The organism is Exiguobacterium sp. SH3S3 (assembly GCF_004337115.1).
GTDB lineage: Bacteria > Bacillota > Bacilli > Exiguobacteriales > Exiguobacteriaceae > Exiguobacterium > Exiguobacterium aurantiacum_A.
The window spans coordinates 177,479-202,332 of the sequence record NZ_SJUU01000003.1; the positions used below are offsets into that span (position 1 = coordinate 177,479).

Genomic DNA, 24,854 nt, shown 5'->3' on the forward strand with positions numbered 1-24,854 from the left:
ACTATTTTGGAAGAATGAATAAATCATCATTTTTATTCTGTTATTTGATTTAAGGTTTCACTTTTTAAAAAGAAGATTCACCTGCGTAACTTCAACGATCGTCATTTCATTGATGCGTCGCCTGATTGACCCCAACAAAAAAACAGTCGCTCGCATGAGCAACTGCTTGGTTTATACGCCGGTCCGTTTCTTCTGGTTGTTCGGCTTTTTCGTCAACTGGTTCGTCAACGGTTTTTGCTTCGTCCCACGAAGTCCTGTCGGCACTTTCGTTTCGTTCTGTTTCTTCTCGGCGAGTTTTTGCTTCATCGCCTCTTGGAAACTCAATTTCTTTTCACTCATATTATTCACCTCCAGCTTCGATCACTTTTACCCGACCGACCTGTCCATCGTTTAAGCGTACTTTAATGCCGTGCGGGTGACTTGGCGAGTTCGTCAAAATGTCTTTGACGACGCCTTTCGTCAACTTCCCGCTCCGCTGATCTTGTTTCAGGACGATCTGGACGTGGAGTCCTGGGCGAATGTCCGCGCGTTTCTTACCATCCATACCCGACACCCCTTTCCGTATAGTCAACCTCTATCATATGCTCTTTTCCCGCATTTGTCACAGTCTATTCAAACGGACCGATCTGACCAAGCGTTTTCGTCAAATAACTTTGATCGGTCGCAAACGTCATCACGCCTTGTCCCCACGCGATTGAGACATCGACCCGTCCCCTGTTGAACGCAATCCTTAAAATCGTCCGGCCGCTCTCATTTTGAAGTTGGGCCTTACCACTCAATTGCTCATACGCCTCGGTAAGGTCTCGTCCAAACGAGACATAGTCAGCTGTCCGGACCATTTCTGCGTCTCGAGCGAGGACGAGTTTTAACGTCGTACGATTAGCCTCAGCAATGATGAATCGAACCGTGACGTCGTCGTTCCCGAGTTCGATCTGATGCATACTGACCCCCTCCTAAAAGACACCTCCCGAATGGAAGGTGTCTCGTCATTATAAGCGATATAACCGGGCTTCAAACGGCTTCAGCATGAACGTGTCTTGCTCGATCGGTTCCGGGTCCACCTCATTCGTCAAGACGAGTGTCGCCTCGTCAAGACCAGGAAGCGTCGTCTCGGCCGGATTCGCCGTCAAGTTGACGAGCACATAAAAGCATTGTTGCTCGAACTTGCGCTCATACGCGAATACTTGCAGATGTTCCGGCAAGAGATCGCGGTAACTTCCATACGTGAACGTCTCCTCGGCTCGGCGCAGTCGGATCATCGCCTTGTAGAACGACAGAATCGAGTTCACGTCTTTAGACTGTGCTTCCACGTTCAACGTCTCGTACTCGGCATGGATCGGCATCCACGGGGTGGCTGACGAGAAGCCGCCGTGCAGCGAAGCGTCCCATTGTAACGGCGTCCGGACGTTGTCGCGCGACGTCCCCCAAACGTGTTGCATCGAGTCGATTTCACTCATCCCGTTGGCGATCCGTTCGAAGTACTCGTTCTTTGTCGCGACGTCATCGTAGTCGTGAATCGATGGCAACGGCACGTTCTTCATACCGATTTCTTGCCCTTGATAGATGAACGGCGTCCCGTGCATGAAGAAGTACATCATCCCGAGCGCGGTCGCACTCTCACGCCAATAGTGGTTCTCATCCCCGACGAGCGAGACGGCACGCACCATGTCATGGTTCTCGATATAGAGGGCGTTCCACCCTGTTTCAAGCAACCCTTGTTGCCACTTGTCAAAAATACGCTTCAGTTCGACGACGTCAAGCGGGGCGAGCCGGGACTTGCGCATAATATCGACGTGGTCGAAATGGAACGCCATGTTCATCGCCCCGTTTCCAGGTCCCATCCACAGGTCGGCCGCTTTCGGCTCGATCCCATTCGTCTCCCCGACCGTCATGATATCGTACTTGGCGAACGTCTCTCGCTTCATCTCTTGGAGATACTCGTGGATCCCCTCGATATTTGAATACATCGAGAACGCCGTGACGTGACGTTTGCCATCCGGGGAAGGCAACGTCGTCTCGGTCGGCATCTTTTTAATGTGGCTGATCGCATCGACCCGGAACCCATCGATTCCTTTATCGAGCCACCAGTTGATCATATCGTAGACTGCACCGCGCACTTCTTCATTCTCCCAATTCAAGTCAGGCTGTTTTTTAGAGAACACGTGAAGGTAGTGCTGCTCGGTCGCCGCGTCATATTCCCAGGCCGAGCCGCCGAAAATGCTGGCCCAGTTGTTCGGTGGCTCGTCTTCTGATCCGTCTCGCCATATATACCAATCCCGCTTCGGGTTGTCTTTCGAACTTTTCGATTCGACGAACCATGGATGTTCGTCTGACGTATGGTTGACGACGAGGTCTAGCAATAGCTTCATCCCTCGCGCATGGACCGCGCTCAGCAACGCATCGAAATCTTCCATCGTCCCGAACTCTTCCATAATGTCTTCGTAATCACTGATGTCATAGCCGTTGTCATCGTTCGGTGATTTATACATCGGACAGAGCCAGATCACATCGATGCCGAGGTCTTCCAAGTAATCAAGCTTTTCGATAATGCCACGGAGGTCGCCGATACCGTCCCCGTTCGAATCTTTGAAACTGCGTGGGTATATTTGATAGGCGATGGCTTCTTTCCACCATGCCCGGGCGATGCCTTGCTTCTCAATTTGTCTGAACGCCGTCTCCATACGCCAAATTCCTCCTAAGCCTACGATTAGTATCAATGAAGGTACATACCACTGTTTGGGTAAATCTAATCTTACAATATCATTAGTGCAAGCGTTTGCAAAGAAGTGCAAATAAAAATGCAGTCTTAGAGACTACATTTGTTCAACCGTCGTCACTTGTTCACAGAACGTACCGATCGCGTCGGCTAACCGACCGCGATCATGGTCCATCGTCGCCACATGGTACGATTGCTCCAAAACGATACGCTGCTTCGGCGCCTGAATCTTGTCATACAACCACATCGAATCTTCCGGCGGGACGACGTGGTCGACAGCGGAATGGATGACGCACGTCGGAACGTCCACGTCCGACGCACGAGGCCGAACTTCCTCGATTAAAGCGAGCAATTCGCGAATGGCCGACGTCGGTACTTTGTCGTAGACGATCTCATACACGTCATTTGCCTTGATATCCGGCTCGTCCTCGTCGATGAAGCGACAGACGTCGTCAGCCGCATGACACGCGTAGCCCGGTACAGACAACGCCGCGTTGATCGTGATGACGGCGTCGGCAAGGCCAGCGAGCGCGGCTTTCAAGGCGAGCGTCCCGCCCATCGATTGTCCGACGACGATGACGTGGCGACATCGCTCGCGCAAGAAGCGGATACCTGCTTCCATGCTCTCATACCAGCACTTGTTCGTCGAACATCTAAAGTCCTCGGGGTCGGTCCCGTGCCCCGTCAAGCGAGGTGCATACACCGTGAAGCCCTTTTCCATCAAGTCGATCCCGACATCGCGCACGCTTTGTGGCGTCCCATTAAAACCGTGACATAATAATATCCCGGTTTGATTCCCTTCATAATAAAAGGTCCCCGCTCCCGGGATGACCGGATAAGTAGTCGTCGTCATTCGTTTCCTCCCTATTAATTCACAGTTAACCGATACACTTAATTTGTATTAATGAATTGTAAGAGTTCATGGCCTTGTCGTCAACCTAAAAGGGAAAAATCCAAAAACTCATTACCTTGTAATCGAAATGTAATATGAACTTCGTTAAAAGAAGATTGAGTTCTGACGTCTGCTTGGTTATGTTTAACATGTAGTTGCAAAGTTGGTAAATGATAGTCAAATACACCAATCGATGGAGTCGTAACGAGCCATTTTCGTAGACACTAGTCGAATAATGTAAGCGCTATCATTTCTCGTATTGACTAGGAGGGGGCTAAACGCTCAACAAGTGACCAAACGAATCGGGAAATCGTATCGGCCATCTACATACCAAAGGGAGACTACAACATGGGGAAACCAAAAGCACGTTCACTCAAACAAATGACCGGCCTCGCTTTATCAGCCGGACTGATCGTCAGCAGCATGACGCCGATCGCGGCAAACGTACAAGCCGAAACGTTGAACGCAGCAGACTTATTCATCTCGGAGTATATTGAAGGATCAAGCAACAACAAAGCGATTGAATTGTTCAACGGAACCGATTCAGCCATCGACCTCTCTGCCTACAAGCTCGAACTGTATTCAAACGGCGGGACGGCTCCTGGAACGACGCTCAACTTGACGGGGACCCTGCAACCGGGTGGCACGTATGTCATCGTCAACGGCAGTGCGAGTGAGGCGCTCAAGGCAAAATCAAATGCGACGAGCGGTGTGACGAATTTTAACGGTGATGACACGCTCGTCTTGAAAAAAGGTGACACTGTGCTCGACGTCTTCGGTCAAATCGGTGTCGACCCGGGCACAAAATGGGGAACAAGCGTCGCAACCGCTGACCAGACGTTGATTCGTAAAGATACGGTCACGACCGGAGATGCTAACGGTACGGATGCGTTCGATCCGGCCACCGAATGGACCTCACTCCCGACCGATTCGTTCACGGATCTCGGTAAGCACACGTTCCAAGGTGTCGAGTATGGGGATGGCGGGTCGGAAGAACCACCGGCACCAGTGACACCAATCTCGATCAATGATGCCCGCACGAAGGCTGAAGGCGAGACGGTCACGATTAAAGGGGTCGTCACGGCAAAACTCGCCAATACGATTTCAATCCAAGACGCGACTGGCGGCCTATCGGTCCGACCGACTTCGCTCGCCGTCAACGTCGGTGACGAAGTCGTCGTCACGGGTGTCGTCGGTTCATATCGTGAACTCCTTCAATTGAACAGCGCCGTCGTCGTCTCGAAACAAACGTCAAACGTACCGACCGCACAAGTCGTCACGGGCGATCAAGTCAACGAAGACGTCGAGTCTGAACTCGTGACGGTGAAGAACGTCACACTAACAGGCAGCGGCCAAAACTTGACGGCGACAGACGGGACGAAAGAGTTTATCGTCCGCGACGAGCGCGGCAGTCTCGACTTACAGACAGACGTCAATTACTCATCAATCACCGGGATCGTTCAACAGTTCGATGATGCCTATCAAATCATTCCGCGCGACACGTCTGACACGGTCATTGACGCATCTGTCCTCCGCCCTGCGACAGCGAAGCCAGGCGCCGGCACGTTCGTCGGACCTCAAGACGTGACGCTTTCGACGACGACTGCGGGCGCTGAGATCTATTACACGCTCGACGGGTCAGACCCGAAAGTGAACGGGACACGTTATACAGATCCAGTCCGTGTCGAAACGACGAAGACGCTCAAAGTCGCCGTCAAGTCAGGCGATGCGTTCAGCGCCGTGACGACGTACGACTATAAGATCACGGATAAGATCCGCATCCACGACATCCAAGGCGCGAGCCATACGTCACCGATGAACGGCCAAACGGTCGAAGGCGTCGAAGGAATCGTCACGTACACGTTCGTCTCGATGGGAACGACGTATTACTACATTCAAACACCGGACATGGAAGCAGACCAAGACGCACGCACGTCAGAAGGCATCATCTTGTATGGCGGCCGTTCGATCGCCGGCATTCAAGTCGGAGACCTCGTCAGCGTGAAAGGTGTCGTCAGCGAGTATGCGATCGAAGGCTATAGCGATCGCCAACGGACAGATATGTTGATGACACAAATCGATACACGCAACGGACAAGTCGATGTCGTGAAGAGTGGCGTCACACTCCCGACGCCAGTGAAGATTGACGAGTCGAACTTACCGACCGAGTTTATCGACAGCGACGCCCTCGCCGTCTTCAATCCAGACAAAGACGCCATCGATTTCTGGGAAAGCCTCGAAGGGATGCGCGTCGAGACCGGAAATCTCAAATCGGTGTCGCCGCAGCAGTACGGCGATCTCGTGACCGTTCTCGAAGGGACACCGACCGAGACGTTCAACGGCGGCGTGCTCCTCAAAAAAGACGACGCCAACCCGGAACGGATCCAGTTCCGTCTCGAACCGAACGCAGAAGCGCGTGAGTTCGATGTCGCGACCGGTGACCGTTTCAACGGACCGATCGTCGGTGTCGTCGGTTATTCATATGGAAACTACAAAATTCAAGCAGGTCTCGATGAGATGAAAGCTGCCTTCGTCAAAGGTGATGCCAAGCGTGAGACGACATTCATCGAGGCAGAAGAAGACAAGTTGACGATCGCTTCTTACAACCTCGAGAACTTCTCGAACAACGTGAAGGAGACGTCGGACGAGAAAGCACTCAAACTGGCGAAAGCGTTCGTCGAAGAGTTGAACAGCCCGGACATCATCGGCGTGACCGAAGTTCAAGACAACAACGGTCAAAGCACAGGAGATGCTGCAGCTGACCAAAGCTATCAACGCTTGATCGATGATATCGTCTCAATCGGCGGCAAGTCGTACAAGTACGTCAACATCGATCCGGAGAATAATCAAGATGGCGGCGCACCGAACGCCAACATTCGTGTCGGCTTCTTGTACAATCCGGAGCGCGTCTCGCTCACGGAAGGCATCCCTGCCGGTGACGCGACAACGGCTGTCGGTTACGAAAACGGAAAATTGACACATAACCCGGGCCGAATCGCGCCACTCGACCCAGCATTCAACAGCTCACGTAAGCCGCTCGCGGCCCAGTTCGACTTCCAAGGCGAGAACGTCGTCGTCATCGCCAACCACTGGAATTCAAAAGGCGGCGACACCGGCTTCTTCGGTTCACAACAGCCGGTCGTGCTCGGCAGTGAAGTGCAACGGAAAAAAATCGCACAACTCGTCCACAACTTCGTAGCGGACGTGAAAGCCGATAACCCGGATGCGAACGTCGTCGCCCTCGGTGACTTCAACGACTTCGAGTTCTCGGACGCGCTTCAAATCTTCAAAGGTGACTTGATGACGAACATGGTCGAGAAAGTCCCTGCCGTCGACCGTTACTCTTACGTCTACCAAGGGAACTCGCAAGTGCTCGACCACATCCTCGTGTCGAACCGTTTAGCGGCAACGACCGAGATCGATATGATCCACGTCAACGCCGACTTCACAGAGATGTCGGGCCGGGCCAGTGACCACGATCCGGTCCTCGCGCAAATCGACCTCACACCGGAACCCGTTGTCGACGTGAAACGCTACACGGTCGAGAACAATAAGGCTGCCCGTCTTGTCCTTCAAGACGACTTCATCGGCGTGACGATCGGTAAAGGGACGAACTTCAAGAACGGCATCTTCGTGCGTGGCGTTTACACGGAATTGACGGGTGACCCGCTCAAAAACGTCGTCGTTCAAGTGAAGCCGAAACAAGCCGGTGCCATCATCGACTTTAAAGGCGCGACCGTCAAAGAAGTCATCGTCGACGGGACGAACCTTGCAGAAATTCGTGGTGCCGAGAACGTCAAACGCATCACGTATACGAAAGGCGCGTCTACTAAAACAGTTGTCGTCAAAAAATAACGAACGCTACCGCAGACATCTCGTCTGCGGTTTTTTGCGTTTTCAATCTCAAAATTCGGGCATTAAGAAGAAGATGCTGATTATCGGAGGATGACGTCATGGAAATGCACAACGGGAACTTATATTGGCCGATCACTGAGTCGGAACAGATCGTCTTACAAAAGCCGATCCAAAAAGAACAGTACGACGTGCTCGTCATCGGAGCCGGCATGTCCGGCACATTGACGGCTTACACGCTTTATAAGGACGGCATCGACTTCGCCGTCCTCGACAAAGGGAAAGTCGGAGCCGGAAGTACGGCGGCGAACACTGGGCTCATCCAATATTCAAACGACATCATGTTGCATGAGCTTGCTGACCAGATCGGGGAAGTCGATGCCGTCCGCTTCTATAAATTATGTAGGGAGGCGGTCGATGCGCTCGACGAGGTCGCCGAGACCGTCGACGCAAAAGACGTCTATATCCGACGCGACAGCCTTTGCTTCGCGAGCGAGGAGGCAGATGTCCCCAAACTGAAACGTGAATATGAGATGCTCACCAAGCACGGGTTTGACGCTGAATGGCTTGATCAAACGGCACTCCAAGACCGGTTCCCATTCGATAAACCGGCCGCACTGATCACAAAAGGCGATGCTGAAGTCAACCCGCTCACGCTCAGCCGCCAAGTCGTTCGCCACCTATCGATGAACGACGTTCCGATTTTCGAGGAGACGGACGTGACGGAGGTCGTACCTGACGGAGACGTCTGGCTCGTCTTGACGCCAGACGGGACGTTCAAAGCTGGACACGTCATCTTCGCGACCGGTTACGGGCCGGCACCACTGCTCGACACCCATCGCATCGAGCTCAACCGTTCCTACGCCATCGCGACGAATCCAATCAAGGATTTCAAGGATTGGGACGGACAGGCGCTCATTTGGGAGACGAAGCGTCCTTACCTCTACTTGCGGACGACGGTCGATGGCCGGATCATCGCTGGTGGCCTCGACGAGGAAAAACCAGAGACACCTCATAGTGACGCGCTCATCCGTAATCGGGCCGAGCGGATTCGCCAAGAAGTCGCGGCGCTGTTCCCGATGTACGATTTGACAGTCGAATACGCTTGGGCAGCTCTGTTCGGTGAATCAATCGACCACCTGCCCTTCATCGGGGAACACCCGGACCGGAAAAACCTGTTCTACCTGCTCGGGTATGGCGGTAACGGTACGGTTTACAGCATGTTAGGTTCTAAAATCTTGAGTGATTTAGTGCGCGGCATCGACAATTCGGATGCACGGCTCGTACGATTAGATCGGACGCGTTAATCCCCTGGCGATCAGGGGATTTTTTCATACATAAGATTGGAAGTGATAACCATGAAATCGAAACGAAAACCGAAGTGGGTATATCGTCTGAGACGAGCGCTGCTGCTCGTCCCTGCCATCGCGTTCACCGCTTACGTGTGGCCGAATGACCCGCCGAAACAGAAAGACAAAACCGAGCAGATGTCTCAGCACGAAGCAACTTATACGATTGAAGCGAGCAAACCGATACATGAAGATGACGCGGTCCGCTATGAATACGATGTCGTCGTCCACGGACGTCCTGACGTCGAGACGCTCCAGTCCATCAGCCATGACGTCATGCGTGACGTGACCGAACGAGACACGTTCCAAGCCGCGTTGATCCGTTTTTATGATCACGAGGCGTATATTGGCACGGACTCTCCCCTCGGTCAGGCCGTCTACGCGCCAGGAGGCGACTGGTCGCTCGCCGAGACGGTCGAGGCCGGCGACTACGACGACATGGTGTTCGGTTGGCAACTTCGCGAGAAGGAATGGACCGGCCAACTATCTGAAGGCGAGGTACGTGTCTGGGAAGAGTGGAACAAGATTTACGAGGCGAAACAATCCAACGACCCTGATTTGAAAGCAAAAGTGACCCGGACCATCTCGACGAAATACGATCTCGAGCCTGAAAAAGTGCAGCATATCGTCTTGAAGCAGAGCGTTTGGGCAGCGTTGTGACACCTTTCGTTCACTAAACAAGCAGGACTTCCCTCCCCCAACGGCTAACTGTATGGGGCAGGGATTTTTTGCTGAATCGTGCTCCAGAAAGGACGACACTTTATGAGACGCTCCGTTATCGTCTTGGTTTTATTGCTCCTGATCAACATTAGTATTTCACCCGAAAACGTCGAAGCTGCGACGCCAACCCCATATCAAGTAAGCGTCTCCGCCGGCACCATACTTTATCAATTTTCAGGCAAGACACTCATCCCGAAGACGACGCTAAAAAGCACGAAAATATTTCGAGCCGTCACGACATCGGGTGCCTACTATCGCCTCGTTGACGGAAGAACGACCTGGTACGTAAGGAAGCAAGATGGAAAACTGATTTCGACGAACCTATCGTTAACCGCGATTGCGGACTCGGCAAACACACGGCTTATTCACGAATACATGAGGACGCTGACGCGCGGACACATCCCCTACTATTACGACAAGCTGAAAGACTCGACTGCCATCGCCCGAGCCAACGCCGCCATAAAGGGGAATTGGTATATCCCATCACCACCCTATCAGTTGCGCGTCCCAAATATTGATACATATCGATTCGACAAGTACGTCCCAAACGTCGATTCAAACTCATTCAAGTTTCAAATTCACTATTTCACGACACTTAACCAACTGACGCAAGCTTACGCCGCCACCGGACAAGATGAGTATCTCCGTTACGGGAAGCGAATCATCTCGAGCTGGACGAAGCAATATCCGATTTCAGCCTATACGCGCCACCCATGGCCTTACCATGACCACGGTACCGCGATCCGTACGTTCCATTTGCTCAATTTTTGGAACGTATTCCGGACATCGCGTGTCAATACTGACCCAGCGTTCTCACAACTGTTTGCGAAAACACTTTATGAACACGCGACGCTCTTGGCGAAGACGAGCTTTTATAAACCGAATAACAACCACGGTATCTTTCAAGACATGGCGCTCTCGGCCGTTGCCGAGACGCATCGATCCTTTGACCGCTCTGCGGCTTGGCGAGGGCTTGCCACGACCCGACTGACGAGACAACTGAACCATAGTTTGAGTGCGGACGGCGTCCATCTCGAACACTCACCCTACTATCAAATCTATCTATATGACACACTCGCCCGCTTCAATGATTGGGCGTCGGCGAACCGCTTTGCGCTGTCGAGTCGAATGCGTGACGTGAAAGACATGCCGGTGGCGCTCACGTATATGCTCAAACCGAACGGCACGTTGCCGATGTTCGGCGACACACCGTCCATCACCCACCGAACGGACGCCATCCCTTACATTGAACGGTATCCCCACCTCCTCTATGCGATGACGGGAGGTAAGGCCGGAGTGCAGCCTACGGTCAAGGCAGGCCGACTGTCCAATCAATACGCATTCTTCAGGCAACATTGGGGAGGACGCTCCGGACCGTTCCAAGACGCCGTCCAAGTGACGATGACGGCTGGTTACCATAGCAACATCCATAAACATGCTGACGACCTGTCCATCGACTTGTACGGTTACGGCCGCGATTTCCTAGTCGAGAGCGGACGTTATGCGTACACGAAGCGTCCTGAACGGAACGTCGTGCTCCAAGCCGCTGCTCACAATACGGTTCACGTTGCCGGGCAAAGCTTCCGATTGATCCCGAGCAACTTGCGACGAAGCCAGATCACGTCGGTCGGGACCTCCTCGATTCAGTGGACGGCTTCCGCGACGAGCCAATTGATCGGGAACGGCATGTCGCACACTCGGCGTCTCGCCTATGACCGTGACGGGACGGTGCTCGTCTATGACCGGGTCACGAGTCCGGTGACCGAATCGTTCGTCCAGCGGTTCCATCTCGGTGTCGGATTGCACCGGGTGGCGAGTGGCAGTCGATACGCTTACTTCAAAGACGCGACTGGCCGCTCGCTCCATCTCCTGCAACTTGAGGTCGGCTCGATTCCAAAACTCGCCGTCGGGTCGAGTCACGTCTCGTACCGCGATTACGATTGGCAACAACGAAATCAAGTCGCGACAACAAAGCGCGGGAAAGGTGTGACGTACTTGACACTCCTTCACATCGGGGAAAAACCGACGAAAATCAGTTCCTACAAAATGGAGACGACCTCCCGCCACTATATCGTCCGATACACCTTATCAGATGGAACGACGAAGACGTTGTCGATGCTGCGCTAACCGACCCCCATTTTAAAATGGGGGTTTCTTCTCGTAGCGTTAGGGAAAAACCGTACAGTAGGTCAATCACGGCTTACGTCGGGAGAGCATACTTATGGGGAGGCAACATGATGGGGAATAAAAAAGAAGAACAGTTGAAACAACATACGATCGACAATGAACAAGCAGCAGGACTGACGACGAACCAAGGACTGAAGATGGCGGAGGATGAGTTCTCGCTCAAAGCGGGACTTCGGGGACCAACGCTCATCGAAGATTTCCACTTCCGTGAAAAAATGACGCACTTTGACCATGAACGGATTCCGGAACGGATCGTTCACGCGCGCGGCGTCGGTGCCCACGGTGAATTCCAAGTATACGAATCGCTCGCCGACTATACGAAAGCGGATTTCCTGAACGATCCTGCGAAAGTGACGCCTGTCTTCGTCCGCTTCTCGACGGTGCAAGGTTCGCGCGGATCCGGCGACACGGTCCGTGACGTCCGTGGATTTGCGACGAAGTTTTATACGGACGAAGGCAACTACGACCTCGTCGGGAACAACATGCCGGTCTTCTTCATCCAAGACGCGATCAAGTTCCCCGACCTCGTCCATGCCGTGAAACCGGAACCGCATACAGAAGTCCCGCAAGGCGGGAGTGCCCACGATACGTTTTGGGACTTCGTCGGGCAAAACCATGAGACGGCCCATATGGTCATGTGGGCGATGAGCGACCGCGGGATCCCGCGCAGCCTTCGCATGATGGAAGGGTTCGGCGTTCACACGTTCCGACTCGTCAACAAGGAAGGGAAAGCCCATTTCGTCAAGTTCCATTGGAAACCGAAGCTCGGTGTCCACTCGCAAGTGTGGGACGAGGCGCAAAAGGCCGTCGGGAAAAACGCCGACTTCCACCGCGTCGACTTGTATGAGGCGATCGATAAAGGCGACTACCCGGAATGGGAACTCGGTCTGCAGATGATCCCAGTCGAAGACGAGTTCAAGTTCGACTTCGACATCCTCGATCCGACCAAACTGTGGCCGGAAGAAGAGATCCCGGTCAAACTTGTCGGGAAGATGACGCTCAACCGGAACGTCGATAACTTCTTCGCCGAAACCGAACAGGTCGCATTCCATCCAGGGCATATCGTTCCCGGTATCGACTTCTCGAACGACCCGCTCCTGCAAGGGCGCTTGTTCTCCTACACAGATACACAGCTGTCACGTCTCGGCGGACCGAACTTCCATCAGATCCCGATCAACAAACCGGTCTGTCCGTTCCATAACAATCAACGCGACGGCATGCATCAAATGTCGGTCCATAAAGGCCAGACGAGCTACCATAAAAACGCGCTCAACAACAATCAGCCAGCACCGGTGCCGGTCGACCAAGGTGGATTTGAGCATTACCAAGAGAAAGTCGATGGTCACAAAGTCCGTGGCCGCAGCGACAGCTTCCTCGACTTCTACTCACAAGCCAAAATGTTCTACAACAGCATGACCCCGGTCGAACAGAAGCACATTCAAGACGCCTGCAGCTTTGAGCTCGGCAAGTGTGAATCGGACATGGTGAAAGAAAACGCCGTCGACTTGTTGAACCGGATCGACCGTCACCTCGCCTCGGTCGTCGCCGACAACTTAGGCGTCGCACTGCCTGCCGAGAACAACGAAGTCGTCTCGGACAAAACATCGCCTGCCCTCAGCATGGCGAACACGATCTCGAAACCGGATACGAAGAGCGTCGCCGTCCTTCTCGCCGGTGATGTCGATGCCGCGCAAGTGAAGGCGTGGGTCCAAGCGCTCGCCGACAAAAAAGTGAACTATAGCCTCGTCGGGAAGAAATCGTACACGCTCGGTGACCTCAAAGTGAAAGAGACGTACGATACGGTCGACTCGAGCCTGTTCGACGCCGCTTTCCTCATCAGCGCCGCGAGTTCGGTCGAAGACGACGTCCTCGAGTTTATCGAGAACACGTATAAACACTTCAAGCCGCTCGCTTTGCACTTACACGATGATTCAGTGCTCGATCAGTGCCGCGTCAAGACGGACCAACCTGGCGTCTACACGTTCAAACAGCACAGTCTCGACGGATTCGACACGTTCATCGACGGGATTGCCAAAGCCCGGTTCTGGGACCGCGCTTGACGATTCACGAACGGAAGGACTCAACTCGGTATTTTCGAGTCGAGTCCTTTTTTGTCCACCCTTCTTTTCCACGCCTGCAAACGTTATACTAGGTGGGGTATAAGTTGATGGAGGAGGAATCGTGTCATGCGAAATAAGATTGATTCATATGTGACCGACACCGAGCAACAACGCCGTCTGTATAAACGGACGTTGTTCGTCGTCGTGCTGTCTCAAATTTTCGGGGGTGCCGGCCTCGCCGCAGGCATAACCGTCGGGGCGCTCCTCGCCCGCGACCTGCTCGGGACCGATGCGTATGCGGGTGTCCCGACGGCGCTGTTCACGCTCGGCTCTGCCGGCGCCGCGTTTCTGATCGGGATGATATCGCAACGGGTCGGACGCCGGGTCGGACTCGCGACCGGGTTCTTGACGGGATCCCTCGGTGCGTTCGGTGTCATCTTTGCCGCCGCGTTCGAGAGCGTACCGCTCTTGTTCGTGTCGCTCCTTATTTACGGAGCCGGGACGGCGAGTAACCTCCAGGCCCGTTACGCCGGAACGGATTTGGCGAATGCGACCGAACGGGCGACCGCGGTCAGTATCGCCATGGTATCGACGACGTTCGGTGCCGTCGCCGGACCGAACTTGGTCGAACCGATGGGGCGGGTTGCTGACGCCATCGGCATCCCGACGCTTTCTGGTCCGTTTTTACTCGCGGGAGCCGCCTACTTCGTGGCCGGTCTCATCTTGATCGTGTTTTTGAACCCTGACCCGCTCCTCGTCGCCCGAGCCATCGAATCGAAACGGAAGCAATCGACAGACGCGACGCAACGTCAACCCGAAGAAGTCCACTCTCGTCTTGGCGTGTACGTCGGTGCTTTCGTCATGGTGCTCAGCCAAATCGTCATGGTCGCCATCATGACGATGACACCTGTCCACATGCGGCAGCACGGCCATGAACTGAGCGCGGTCGGTCTCGTCATCGGCTTCCATATCGGTGCGATGTATTTACCCTCGCTCGTGACCGGCGTGCTCGTCGACAAAGTCGGCCGTGAAATCATGGCCATCGCTTCCGGGATGACGTTATTCTTCGCAGGCGTCGTCGCGGCGTTCGCACCGGCCGACTCGCTGTTCTTGTTGATCGTCGGTCTCGTCTTGCTCGGTGTCGGTTGGAACTTTGGTCTCATCAGTGGGACGGCCATCTTGGTCGATGCGACGACACCCGAGACGAGAGCGAAGACGCAAGGATCGGTCGACGTCTGGATCGCCTTGTCCGGCGCCTCGGGCGGCATGCTGTCCGGTATCATCGCCTCCCAGTCGAGCTATTTGACGCTATCACTGCTCGGTGGGATCGTTTCACTCGTTCTCGTACCGATCGTCCTCTGGTACCGCCGCCACTTGATCTAATGAAAAACCGATCCGCTCACGCGAATCGGTTTTTCGTGCACAATGCGTCGTCTCTGACAAGCTCTCATCAATTTGCTATACTCCTTTAGTTATGTTTACTAACTATTTAGGTTCAAACAAATAAGGAGGCCTCATCGCCGATGCAATTGACCGCACAAAAATTATGGACGAAAGACTTCCTCATCATCTCACTCGTCAACTTCTTCTTGACGCTCATCTTTTTCCTGCTCATGGTAACGATCGGTGTCCACGCCGTTTCGACGTACGGCGCGACGACAAGTGAGGCCGGTCTCGTGACCGGGATCTTCATCATCGGTACGCTCGTCGGCCGGCTGTTCATCGGACGATTGATCGATTCGATCGGACGGCGCAAGACGCTGTTGATCGGGCTGACCTTCTTCACGGCCACGATCCTGCTCTATTTCGTCGACCTCGGCGTCGGCTTCCTACTGTTCACCCGCTTCGTGCACGGTCTCGGCATGGGTTTATCGAGCACAGCGACCGGCACGATCGTCGCACAGATCATTCCCGGAGCGAGAAAAGGTGAAGGTATCGGGTACTACAGCATGAGCTCGACGCTCGCCACCGCCATCGGCCCTTTCGTCGGCTTGCTGATGAGCCAATATACGAGTTTCTCGACCATCTTTATCGCTTGTCTCGTCGTCGGCGTCGTCAGTTTAGTGAGCGCCTTGTTCGTCACCGTTCCCGAGGCCGACAATCCGGAAATCGTTCGCGGGTTGTCACTTAAGGCGTTCGTCGAGCCGAAGGCGTTACCGATCGCGCTCATCATCGTGATCGCCGCGCTCAGCTTTTCGAGCGTCTTGTCTTACATCAACTTTTACGCGACCGAACTCGACCTCGTCGAAGCGGCGAGCGTCTTCTTCCTCGTCTATTCGATTTCCGTCCTGTTGTCGCGCCCGATCACGGGACGGCTCATGGACGCGCGTGGCGCCAACGTCGTCATGTATCCGGCCATCTTCATCTTCGCGGTCGGGCTGCTCGTCCTTAGCCAAGCGACGAGCGCTTTGGGCCTTTTACTCGCCGGCGCGTTGATCGGGCTCGGCTTCGGCAATATCCAGTCCGGTACACAGGCCATCGCCGTCAAGGCGGCCTCACCTGGACGGATGGGGATGGCGACGTCGACGTTCTTCATCGCCCTCGACGCCGGGCTCGGTTTCGGTCCCTACTTCATCGGGCTACTCATCCCGCTGACCGGTTTCTCTACCATCTATCTGTTGCTCGCCGGGGTCGTCGCCTTCACGATTTTCTTGTATTACGTGATGAACGGCCGCCAAGAACGGGACCGTCTCAAACAAGCTGCCTGACAGGACTTTCACAGTCCTGTCTTTTTTGGAATGTTCACACATCTTTTTATGAATGTTGTAATATAAGAATGACGTGTCAAAAATTCGACTGAAATGAGGGACATTATGCGCGCCGACCAGACGATCCAACACCATTCTTCCATCCTGCTCCAGACGTTCGACAAAATCTCGGATTTTGTGTTCTTCATGGAAGTGGACGGTTCCACCTATCGCTATGTATTTGTGAACGAGCCGGGGAAGCAGGCCATCGGTTGGACAGACGCTGACGTCGGAAAGTGTGTCGGCGACATGGTTCCGGCCGAGACAGCCGCACTCATCACCCACCATTATGACGAGGCGATTCGCGCACGAAAGAGCATCGTCTATGAAGACTGCCGCCTCGCTGATTCGTTCTACTCAGAAACACTCGAGTACCAAGATGTGATCTTGTTGCCGCTTCATTATTTCGAGTCGGAAGTGACGCCGGTATTTGACGAATCCGGTGCCTGCACCCACGTCATCTCGGTCGTTCGGGAAGTGACGGAGCGGAAACGGCGTGAGCTCGAGCTATCGATTTTACGTGACCAGCATGAGTCGTTGCGCCGCTACTCGCCCCACGGCATTTTCGTGCTCGACCCCGAACTTCGGGTCAAGTCGATCAATCCTGCCGTCACAAACATCACCGGCTATTGCGAGGCCGACTTCATCAACCGTTCGTTCCTCGACTGGCTGCCGGACTCGGAACAACCGCTCGTCTGCGAAGGACTCCAGTTCGCCTTATCCGGAAAGCCCCACAAGTACGGGGTCACGGCGCATCAAAAGACGGGTGAAGCGCTCGACCTCGCCGTCTTGAACATCCCGATCGAGATCGGCGGCAACATCACCGGCCTGTTCGCCATCATCATCGACCATACGCCGGAGAAGACCGCCGAACGAGCTTTACAAGAGAGCGAACGACGCTATCGCCAGCTCATCGAGACGATTCCAGAGGGGATCATCGTCCATAAAGACGGCCTGATTTTATATGCGAACGCCGTGGCGTTAGAGACGATCGGGGAGACGTATATCGAGAGCGAATCCATCTTTACATATATCGCTGCCGAATACCATGAGGCGACGAGGAAACGCCTTTCTGCCTTGCAGCTCGGTGATCCTGTCCAAGACACGGAAATCGTCCTTGTCACGCCGTCCGGTCAGCACTTACACATAGATATCGGCAGTCTATTGATTGATTATGAAGGGGCGACCGCTGTGATGACCGTCCTGCGTGATATGACCGAGAAACGAGAGATGGAACGGGCGTTACGCCAAAGTGAGACCCAGTACCGGCTGATCACGGAAAACATGAGTGACCTCGTCTGTATCCTCGAGCGCGACGGCCGTGTCCGCTACGCCTCGCCGTCCCACCAGAGCGTCCTCGGCTATGCGCCTGCGGTTTACGAAGGTAAGAATACGCTCGACTTCATCCACCCGGAAGACGTCACGCCGACGAGACAACAGCTCAAAGCGATGATGGCTGGCAGTGAGCCGCTCACTCTCGAGTTTCGTCACCTCCACCACGATGGCAGATGGATTTGGCTCGAGACGAAAATTCAGGCTATCTATGAAGAAGCGACGTTGCTGCACTATTTAACGGTCACCCGTGAGATCATGCAGCGTAAAGTACTCGAGAAACAACTAAAACACTTAGCCTACCACGATACGCTGACCGAGCTCCCGAACCGCCGTTACTTCTTGGCTTACTTAGAAGAGGCACTCTCGAGGGTCGAAGAGGACGGCGAGGAGCTGGCCATCCTCTCGCTCGATATCGATCATTTCAAACAGATCAACGACACGCTCGGACATGACGTCGGTGACGAGCTGCTGCGACAGTTCTCACTCCGTCTCACCCAGGCGCTACGGAAACAAGACGTGATCGCCCGCTTCGGCGGCGACGAGTTCTCTGTATTGATCCGCTATACCGATTTGTCAGCACCTGACCGGGTCGCCGACAAGCTGATCGCTTCGCTCCAGCACCCGTGGCAGATCGAAGGCCACACGTTCGTCACGACGTCGAGTGTCGGTGTCGCTCGTTACCAATCAGGCATGACAAAGAAACGATTGCTCAAGCAAGCCGATCTCGCACTTTATGAAGCCAAGTCGAACGGCCGCAACCGATATGTGATGTTTCAAGACCGCTGACTAGCGGTCTTTTTTCACGTGAAACATTAACGTAGTTAGCCTAAACACGAACATTAAGAATATAAATAACGTTATTGTATTGAAAATATACATTTTTTCGATACATCCCTTTGACTTTCATCAAAAAATGCGTTACATTACCGAATGGGCGAAGTATTTCTAGACAACTCAATTAAAATGTTCGTAAATAGGGGTGCAAACGATGGATAAAGTGTTTGATTATGAAGATATTCAATTGATTCCGGCAAAATGTGTCGTCGATAGTCGTTCGGAATGTGACGCGAGCGTCACACTCGGCGGCCTCACGTTCCGCCTTCCGGTCGTTCCGGCGAATATGCAGACGATCATCGATGAGAACGTGGCGCTCTCGCTCGCTGAGAACGGCTATTTCTACATCATGCACCGGTTCAATCCGGAAACGCGGCTACGGTTCATCGAAGACATGCACGGACGTGGCCTGTACGCGTCAATCAGTGTCGGCGTGAAAGAAGACGAGTATCGGTTCGTCGAACAGCTCGCCGAAGCGGGACATACACCAGAATTCATCACAATCGATATCGCACACGGCCATTCGAACGCGGTCATCCGGATGATCCAACACATCAAACAGCATCTTCCGAGCTCGTTCGTCATCGCCGGGAACGTCGGGACACCGGAAGCGGTCCGTGAGCTCGAGCATGCCGGGGCGGACGCGACGAAAGTCGGCATCGGACCGGGAAAAGTGTGCATCACGAAAATCAAGACCGGCTTCGGGACAGGCGGTTGGCAACTCGCCGCGCTCCGCTGGTGTGCCAAGGCGGCGACGAAACCGATCATCGCGGATGGGGGCATCCGCACGCACGGCGACATCGCCAAATCGGTCCGCTTCGGGGCGTCGATGGTCATGATCGGCTCACTGTTCGCCGGTCACGACGAGTCTCCGGGGGAGACGTTCGAGCAGGACGGGAAACTGCTCAAAGAATACTTCGGTTCGGCTTCTGAATTCCAAAAAGGGGAACGGAAAAACGTCGAAGGCAAGAAAGTGTTCGTCGAGCACAAAGGGGCGCTTCAAGACACGTTGACCGAGATGGAGCAAGACCTCCAGTCGGCCATCTCATACTCGGGTGGGAACAACCTCGACGCGTTACGTACCGTCGATTACGTCATGGTGAAAAACTCAATCTTCAACGGGGATAAAGTGTACTGAAAAAGGCGACTCGCGCGAGTCGCCTTTTTCATGCATCGGTCAAACGTTTCGTCATCATGTAGTAGTCAGAGCCCGGGGGATAGTCGCGGAGGACACCGGCCACCTCGTAGCCGAAACGTTCATAAAACGCTTTCGCCTGAAACGAAAATGTCGTCAGCTTTACTTGCGTGGCGCCGAGTGCGCGGGCATGACGCTCACCTTCATCAAGGAGTCGTGTCCCAATCCGCTCACCGGCATGGTTGGAGTCAACCCATAACCGGTCAAGGTCGAACCAGCCCCAGTAGACGCTACCGAACAGTCCGGCTATCACTTGACCGTCACGCTCCACTTTCAACTGGACGACCGGGACGTCGGCATTGCGGATCGCCCGGTGATGCGCTGAATGAACATCGTTGAACGCACGCAACCGACTCGTCAAAAACTGTTGGAACGCCTCGTCGTCTTCACGGATGTGGATGATGTCCATCACGCTTCACCACCTGACCCGTTCACAAAAAACGTGATCAGTTCTTGCTCTTCTTCGTCAACCAGACGACCGGTCAATCGTTCGTATTGAGCCGTTATCAACCCTTTATTTCCCGGGAAATCGAGACTGATTTGCGCTAGAATCCGTAACGTATCACGGTCTTTCTCATACTCTGCCCGCGTCGCCACTTGACCGTGCGACCAGACGTACGCCCCGGCCTCGAACGTGTCGAGGACGCTCAACAACCGTAGCGTCTCCCCGGCCGTCATCCGCCAAGACGGGGCATACAAGTTCGCATATAGCGCGTCCCCTAAAAACAGCACTTTCTCTTCCGGGATATAGGCGACGACCGCGTCGGCCGTATGATCGCCCCCGACGTGTTTCAACAAGACGTGGACGCCACCGAGGTCGAGCGTCAATGTGTCGTCGAACGTCACGGTCGGTAGGACGACTTGCATCGAGCGGGTGTCCCCGAACTCGAGCCGGATCGCCTCCGCACAAAAGGCGATCTCGATGCCGCTCTCGACGCGTTCATCGAGCGACTCGTCGTCCCAGTTGTATGGCATGAGACGCTCCATCCTCGCTTTCGTCGCCCTACTTGCGACCGAGACGGTATCTGGTAACGCCGACAGACCGAAGATGTGGTCCCAGTGCCAGTGCGTCAACGCGACGAGCAACGGACGGCTGATCCCCCGCTCGGCCAAGGCGTCTAAAAATAAGTTCGCGTGGGCCTCGGAATTGCCCGCATCGATCATGAGCGTATGGGTGTCCCCGACGACCGCGCCGATGATCGGCCGGTCCGTCTCACTAACGGGCGTCATATACCAAAAGCGGTCTGAGTAGCGTTTTAACGTCTGCATGAGCCCCCTCCTTTCTTTCACTTGTTTTCTTGATACGAATCATAAATATAGTAGCCGTCCCCGCCACCGTTTTTAGCGATATACATCGCCGCATCCGAGTGATGGATGAGCGTGTCGAGGGAAGACAAACTAGCATCAGAATATGCGACACCAATACTGGCCGAGAGATGTAGTGCCAATCCGTCCCCGACCATGATTTCCCGGGAAATCACGGTCGATAGTTGGTCAAAAACGGCTTCTTCAAGCGATTCCGGACCTGTCTCGATGACAATCAAAAACTCATCCCCGGCAAACCGGTACGCTTTCCCTGCATGCATGTGACTGAACGATCCAATACGTTTCGCCACTTCGACGAGCACTTCATCGCCGACGAGATGACCGTGCGTATCGTTGATTCGCTTGAAATCATCCAAATCGATGAACAGGAGCGCCACCGGCCGTTTCCGATTCATCGTCTGTCTCAAGTCCGTCATGAGCGAGTGACGGTTCGGCAATTTAGTCAGCCCGTCTTTTGTGATGAGCTCGATCACTTCCTGATGTTTACGTTCTCGGCGAATCTCGTTCTCCATCCAACGGGTCACGAGTAAGATCGTGTCCGTCATCTCGTGGATTGCCACCGCATCGGCGACATCGTTTAAACTGCCCTGCTCCGCCAGGAAGACGACCCATCCGAACGTCTTGCCTTCGTTTGATAACGGCAAGCTGATCATCGATGCGAATTCGACCCCTTCGAGGACGAGCTCCGAACGTTTCAATTTTTGATGCCCGACCGTCGTCAGCGCATGAACGTGCTGCAGGCGCTCGTCCGTCCAATCGATCCAGGCATCCCCATCGGCGGACAGGACGCGCTGGCGTGATTCTGTCGAGAAGATGACGGCATGCGAATAACCGATCCACTCCCTGAGCACTTCTTGGATTCGCTTCAGCTTGTCAGCAAACGGGGCTTGGATGGCCGTCACCTCGTACAGCGACTCGAGTGTCTGTTGACGCCGCTCTTGAGCACGTGCCTGTTCGGTCAATTCGATTTCGGCCATCACCCAACGCGCAAAATCTTCAAGCGTCTGCACCGCCTCATGCTCGAACGAGCGGGGCACTCCGTCGGTGACGCAGAGCGTTCCGATGACGTGTCCGCTTCTCGTCATAAGCGGCACACCCGCATAAAAGCCGATCCCTTCGAGCAACGGATTTTCACTCAACGCCTCCGCGGTTTTGACGTCTTCGATCACGAGTGGTCCCCGGCCGGTCACGACGCGGTCACATAGCGTCCACTTCCGATCGATGTGGGGTGGACTTTCGAAATTAGTACCTTGGCACGATTTGATCCACTGCCGGTCCGTTGTCAGGATCGAGATGAGCGCGATCGGCATCTCGAGCGTCTTCGCGACGAGTCGGCTGATGCGATCGTACCGTTCTTCCCGCGGGGTATCTAAAATTTCGAGCCGAAGGATTGTTTTCAATCGCTCGGCCTCCGTCTCATCGAACCGCACCTCTAACTTGGACCGGTCCGAGCCGTCTAACCGCAGCGCCTCGTATTGACAGACGATTGTCTCAAGTGCCGGCTCGAGGTTAGAGAGCGAGAGCGGCCGGCTGAAGAAATAGCCTTGCACGTCGTCGCATCCGAGCCGCTGGATCGCGCGGTACTGCGCTTCCGTCTCGACGCCTTCCGCAGTGACTGCTAAGTTCAGTTTTTTAGCGAGTGCGACGATCAGTTTGACGATCTCATATTCTTTTAATCCGTTGTCTTTATCGAGCTGACTGATGAACGATCGGTCGATCTTGATGCCGTCGATGTCGAACATCTTCAAATAGTTGAGTGACGAATAGCTGACGCCGAAGTCATCAATCAAGATGTGGAATCCCATCGCCTTCAAATAGTCGACTGTATGGATCCCGATGAGCGGTTCCTGCATGAGCGTATGTTCCGTGATCTCAAACTCGAACTGATCAGCTGAGAGGCCATACGCCGTAAGCAGCGGGATCAGATTGCTTCGGACGTAGTCTTGACGGAACAAGACCGGGGACAAGTTGACCGCGACACGGCGGCCGTTGAACAACTCGGATCGATCGCTCAAGTCGCGGCAGACGCGTTCGAACACGAACTCAGTGATGTCCTCGATCAACAGTGACTTTTCCGCGATTTTGATGAATGTTTCAGGCGAAATGTTTCCGAGCACCGTGTTCTTCCAGCGGACGAGCGCCTCGAAATGGACGGTGCCATTCCGACAGTCTACTTTCGGCTGATAGACGACGCCGAGTTCGCCTGCCTTCAATCCTTTATGCAGCTCCATCTCAATCGTCATCTCGTCGATGTAGTGCTGCATATAATCGTCTTTCTCATACACTTTAATCATCTGTTTACCGGCTTGCCTTGCTTCGAGCAACGCCGTCGACGCGTTCATGATTACTTGGTCGGCGTCTTCACTGCCAGAACTGATACCGAGACAGCCGGACAGGGTGAACTCGGTCTCGGCGACATGGTATGTGTAATCCGCGATCGTCGCCAGTAAACGTTCCCCGTGCATGTATGCCGTCTCGATCGAGGTATGCGGCAGTACGGCGATGAAATCTTCCCCGTCGACGCGACCGATGATTGAGCCTTTCGGCAGCAAGTCAGATAAGTGACGGGTCATCTCTTTGATTAAACGTTGCGATCGCTCCACCCCTTGGAGCGACAGGATGATCTTAAAACGGTTGATATGGAAGCGCATGACGCTCGTCGCTTCCTCACGCTCTCGTTTGGCGAACAGTTTTTCAAGCTCGAGCTTCACTTTCATCAAGTTCGGCATGCCCGTCAAATAATCGATGTTCTCGATGCTGCTGAGTAGCTTCATCTCCGCATCTTCCGACAAGTCGGTCGTCAAACCGAGAACGTAGCGCACTTCTCCAGTGTCGTCCTCGAGCGGCATGAGCATGGATGAGGCGAAGCGTGCGGTGTTAGCTTCTATGTTCATCTTTGACATGAAATAGACCGGCTCACGAGACGAAACGACCACATCATAGTGCAAAATCAACTCGTTCGCGACGTCCGGGGCATACATCTCGTGCAAATAGCGACCGCTCACATCGTCCGGAAGCGACGACGCGCGCTTCCCTTGCTCACTGACACGGACGTAACGATACCCTTTCGGCGTCACTTCCATCAAAAAGACCATTCGATACAAGCGAACGAATACATCAAACAAATAATGTGGATCGGCCTTCATCTGTTGCATACTTTACCTCCATACAATCTCCATTTCTTTTAGTTTAGAACTTTTACGCCGACTTGTTCATAAAACCGTTCAAAAAAAGGGAAAGTATTTTTGGAAATAGCTAAAAAAATCGGGTATAGGTAAATGAGTTTAGATGAAAAGTGAGGTGAACCGTCATGCTCAGTCGGAACGTCTATCCACAGACGCGACCAGGGAAATGGTCCGTTGTCCTGTTGCTCGCCGTGTTTCTGCTCTTAGTCGTCTCTGCTCTCATCGTCCAGTCGGGTCAACCGTTCAACTTCGACACCTTGTTCGATAACACATGGGGTGTCGTCTTCTCGATGTCAGCCATCGCCGCTGCCCTCGGTGCGTTCGTCGTCGGTCTATACACCATCCTCCGCAACCAAGAACGCTCGGTCGCCGTCTTCTTTACTGTCTCTCTCGGCGGACTCGTCGCCTTGTTCGTGCTTATGCAACTGTTCCGCTAATCTAAAACGCTCCTTCCCG

18 protein-coding genes are annotated in these 24,854 nt (G+C 54.0%); 10 read left to right on the plus strand and 8 right to left on the minus strand.

What is annotated here, in order from left to right; translation table 11 throughout:
• Positions 1 to 171: 171 nt before the first annotated feature.
• The 5 genes from EVJ28_RS14195 to EVJ28_RS04320 all read right to left on the minus strand — a co-directional run bounded on the left by EVJ28_RS14195 (position 172) and on the right by EVJ28_RS04320 (position 3,569).
• Entirely contained in the window at positions 172 to 339 is a 168-nt protein-coding gene (locus EVJ28_RS14195) for a hypothetical protein (protein WP_016507944.1), read from the minus strand.
• A gap of 1 nt (position 340) precedes the next feature.
• Positions 341 to 544 (minus strand): YwbE family protein, encoded by a 204-nt coding sequence (locus EVJ28_RS04305; RefSeq protein ID WP_016508010.1) that lies wholly within the window; start codon positions 542 to 544, stop codon positions 341 to 343.
• A 64-nt stretch (positions 545 to 608) separates the two neighbouring features.
• Positions 609 to 941 carry a hypothetical protein gene (locus EVJ28_RS04310; RefSeq protein WP_131470218.1) on the minus strand — a complete coding sequence of 111 codons (333 nt, stop codon included), beginning with the start codon at positions 939 to 941 and terminating at the stop codon, positions 609 to 611.
• A 48-nt stretch (positions 942 to 989) separates the two neighbouring features.
• On the minus strand, positions 990 to 2,645 hold the full coding sequence (locus tag EVJ28_RS04315; RefSeq protein WP_131470281.1) for a glycoside hydrolase family 13 protein: 1,656 nt from the start codon (positions 2,643 to 2,645) through the stop codon (positions 990 to 992).
• A gap of 168 nt (positions 2,646 to 2,813) precedes the next feature.
• Positions 2,814 to 3,569, minus strand: a complete 756-nt coding sequence (locus EVJ28_RS04320) for an alpha/beta hydrolase (RefSeq protein WP_131470217.1) — start codon at positions 3,567 to 3,569, stop codon at positions 2,814 to 2,816.
• A 387-nt stretch (positions 3,570 to 3,956) separates the two neighbouring features.
• On the opposite strand from EVJ28_RS04320, the gene EVJ28_RS04325 reads away from it, so the two are divergent.
• The 9 genes from EVJ28_RS04325 (at position 3,957) to guaC (ending at position 19,830) form a co-directional block, all read left to right on the plus strand.
• Entirely contained in the window at positions 3,957 to 7,463 is a 3,507-nt protein-coding gene (locus EVJ28_RS04325) for a chitobiase/beta-hexosaminidase C-terminal domain-containing protein (RefSeq protein ID WP_131488071.1), read from the plus strand.
• A gap of 98 nt (positions 7,464 to 7,561) precedes the next feature.
• Positions 7,562 to 8,767 (plus strand): NAD(P)/FAD-dependent oxidoreductase, encoded by a 1,206-nt coding sequence (locus tag EVJ28_RS04330; protein ID WP_131488073.1) that lies wholly within the window; start codon positions 7,562 to 7,564, stop codon positions 8,765 to 8,767.
• A gap of 51 nt (positions 8,768 to 8,818) precedes the next feature.
• Positions 8,819 to 9,469 carry a hypothetical protein gene (locus EVJ28_RS04335; RefSeq protein ID WP_131457867.1) on the plus strand — a complete coding sequence of 217 codons (651 nt, stop codon included), beginning with the start codon at positions 8,819 to 8,821 and terminating at the stop codon, positions 9,467 to 9,469.
• Between the two features lie 102 nt (positions 9,470 to 9,571).
• Positions 9,572 to 11,656, plus strand: coding sequence for a heparinase II/III family protein (locus EVJ28_RS04340; RefSeq protein ID WP_131488075.1), 2,085 nt, complete (start codon positions 9,572 to 9,574; stop codon positions 11,654 to 11,656).
• Positions 11,657 to 11,766: 110 nt separating this feature from the next.
• Entirely contained in the window at positions 11,767 to 13,776 is a 2,010-nt protein-coding gene (locus EVJ28_RS04345) for a catalase (RefSeq protein ID WP_131488077.1), read from the plus strand.
• Between the two features lie 126 nt (positions 13,777 to 13,902).
• A complete protein-coding gene (locus EVJ28_RS04350; RefSeq protein WP_131488079.1) occupies positions 13,903 to 15,159 on the plus strand; it encodes an MFS transporter in 1,257 nt (418 codons plus the stop codon).
• A gap of 140 nt (positions 15,160 to 15,299) precedes the next feature.
• Complete coding sequence (locus EVJ28_RS04355) at positions 15,300 to 16,484, plus strand: MFS transporter (protein WP_131457870.1); 1,185 nt, start codon at positions 15,300 to 15,302, stop codon at positions 16,482 to 16,484.
• A gap of 93 nt (positions 16,485 to 16,577) precedes the next feature.
• Complete coding sequence (locus tag EVJ28_RS04360; RefSeq protein ID WP_236634035.1) at positions 16,578 to 18,644, plus strand: PAS domain S-box protein; 2,067 nt, start codon at positions 16,578 to 16,580, stop codon at positions 18,642 to 18,644.
• 202 nt (positions 18,645 to 18,846) lie between these two features.
• Positions 18,847 to 19,830 carry a GMP reductase gene (gene guaC, locus EVJ28_RS04365; RefSeq protein ID WP_070328030.1) on the plus strand — a complete coding sequence of 328 codons (984 nt, stop codon included), beginning with the start codon at positions 18,847 to 18,849 and terminating at the stop codon, positions 19,828 to 19,830.
• 28 nt (positions 19,831 to 19,858) lie between these two features.
• Here the strand turns inward: guaC and EVJ28_RS04370 are convergent, their stop codons facing one another.
• From EVJ28_RS04370 to EVJ28_RS04380, 3 genes are read right to left on the minus strand one after another with little or no spacing between them, the layout of a single operon-like run.
• The gene (locus EVJ28_RS04370; RefSeq protein WP_236634036.1) at positions 19,859 to 20,296 is read right to left on the minus strand and encodes a GNAT family N-acetyltransferase; all 438 of its coding nucleotides are present in this window, start codon (positions 20,294 to 20,296) and stop codon (positions 19,859 to 19,861) included.
• Complete coding sequence (locus EVJ28_RS04375; protein ID WP_131488087.1) at positions 20,296 to 21,156, minus strand: MBL fold metallo-hydrolase; 861 nt, start codon at positions 21,154 to 21,156, stop codon at positions 20,296 to 20,298. Before EVJ28_RS04375 ends, EVJ28_RS04370 begins: the two co-directional genes overlap by 1 nt.
• Before the next feature lie 17 nt (positions 21,157 to 21,173).
• Complete coding sequence (locus EVJ28_RS04380; protein WP_131488089.1) at positions 21,174 to 24,368, minus strand: EAL domain-containing protein; 3,195 nt, start codon at positions 24,366 to 24,368, stop codon at positions 21,174 to 21,176.
• Positions 24,369 to 24,523: 155 nt separating this feature from the next.
• Between EVJ28_RS04380 and EVJ28_RS04385 the strand changes: the two genes are divergently transcribed.
• The gene (locus EVJ28_RS04385) at positions 24,524 to 24,835 is read left to right on the plus strand and encodes a hypothetical protein (RefSeq protein WP_131488091.1); all 312 of its coding nucleotides are present in this window, start codon (positions 24,524 to 24,526) and stop codon (positions 24,833 to 24,835) included.
• Positions 24,836 to 24,854 lie beyond the last annotated feature (19 nt).

What these genes read in the sequence shown, in the direction of transcription:
- EVJ28_RS04360 (WP_236634035.1), top strand. Translation starts at nt 16,578, where the DNA reads ATGAGGGACATTATGCGCGCCGACCAGACGATCCAACACCATTCTTCC.
- EVJ28_RS04310 (WP_131470218.1), bottom strand. Translation starts at nt 941, where the DNA reads ATGCATCAGATCGAACTCGGGAACGACGACGTCACGGTTCGATTCATC.
- EVJ28_RS04350 (WP_131488079.1), top strand. Translation starts at nt 13,903, where the DNA reads ATGCGAAATAAGATTGATTCATATGTGACCGACACCGAGCAACAACGC.
- EVJ28_RS14195 (WP_016507944.1), bottom strand. Translation starts at nt 339, where the DNA reads ATGAGTGAAAAGAAATTGAGTTTCCAAGAGGCGATGAAGCAAAAACTC.
- EVJ28_RS04325 (WP_131488071.1), top strand. Translation starts at nt 3,957, where the DNA reads ATGGGGAAACCAAAAGCACGTTCACTCAAACAAATGACCGGCCTCGCT.
- EVJ28_RS04375 (WP_131488087.1), bottom strand. Translation starts at nt 21,156, where the DNA reads ATGCAGACGTTAAAACGCTACTCAGACCGCTTTTGGTATATGACGCCC.
- EVJ28_RS04305 (WP_016508010.1), bottom strand. Translation starts at nt 544, where the DNA reads ATGGATGGTAAGAAACGCGCGGACATTCGCCCAGGACTCCACGTCCAG.
- EVJ28_RS04355 (WP_131457870.1), top strand. Translation starts at nt 15,300, where the DNA reads ATGCAATTGACCGCACAAAAATTATGGACGAAAGACTTCCTCATCATC.
- EVJ28_RS04340 (WP_131488075.1), top strand. Translation starts at nt 9,572, where the DNA reads ATGAGACGCTCCGTTATCGTCTTGGTTTTATTGCTCCTGATCAACATT.
- EVJ28_RS04370 (WP_236634036.1), bottom strand. Translation starts at nt 20,296, where the DNA reads ATGGACATCATCCACATCCGTGAAGACGACGAGGCGTTCCAACAGTTT.
- EVJ28_RS04320 (WP_131470217.1), bottom strand. Translation starts at nt 3,569, where the DNA reads ATGACGACGACTACTTATCCGGTCATCCCGGGAGCGGGGACCTTTTAT.
- EVJ28_RS04330 (WP_131488073.1), top strand. Translation starts at nt 7,562, where the DNA reads ATGGAAATGCACAACGGGAACTTATATTGGCCGATCACTGAGTCGGAA.
- EVJ28_RS04335 (WP_131457867.1), top strand. Translation starts at nt 8,819, where the DNA reads ATGAAATCGAAACGAAAACCGAAGTGGGTATATCGTCTGAGACGAGCG.
- EVJ28_RS04345 (WP_131488077.1), top strand. Translation starts at nt 11,767, where the DNA reads ATGGGGAATAAAAAAGAAGAACAGTTGAAACAACATACGATCGACAAT.
- guaC (WP_070328030.1), top strand. Translation starts at nt 18,847, where the DNA reads ATGGATAAAGTGTTTGATTATGAAGATATTCAATTGATTCCGGCAAAA.
- EVJ28_RS04385 (WP_131488091.1), top strand. Translation starts at nt 24,524, where the DNA reads ATGCTCAGTCGGAACGTCTATCCACAGACGCGACCAGGGAAATGGTCC.
- EVJ28_RS04380 (WP_131488089.1), bottom strand. Translation starts at nt 24,368, where the DNA reads ATGCAACAGATGAAGGCCGATCCACATTATTTGTTTGATGTATTCGTT.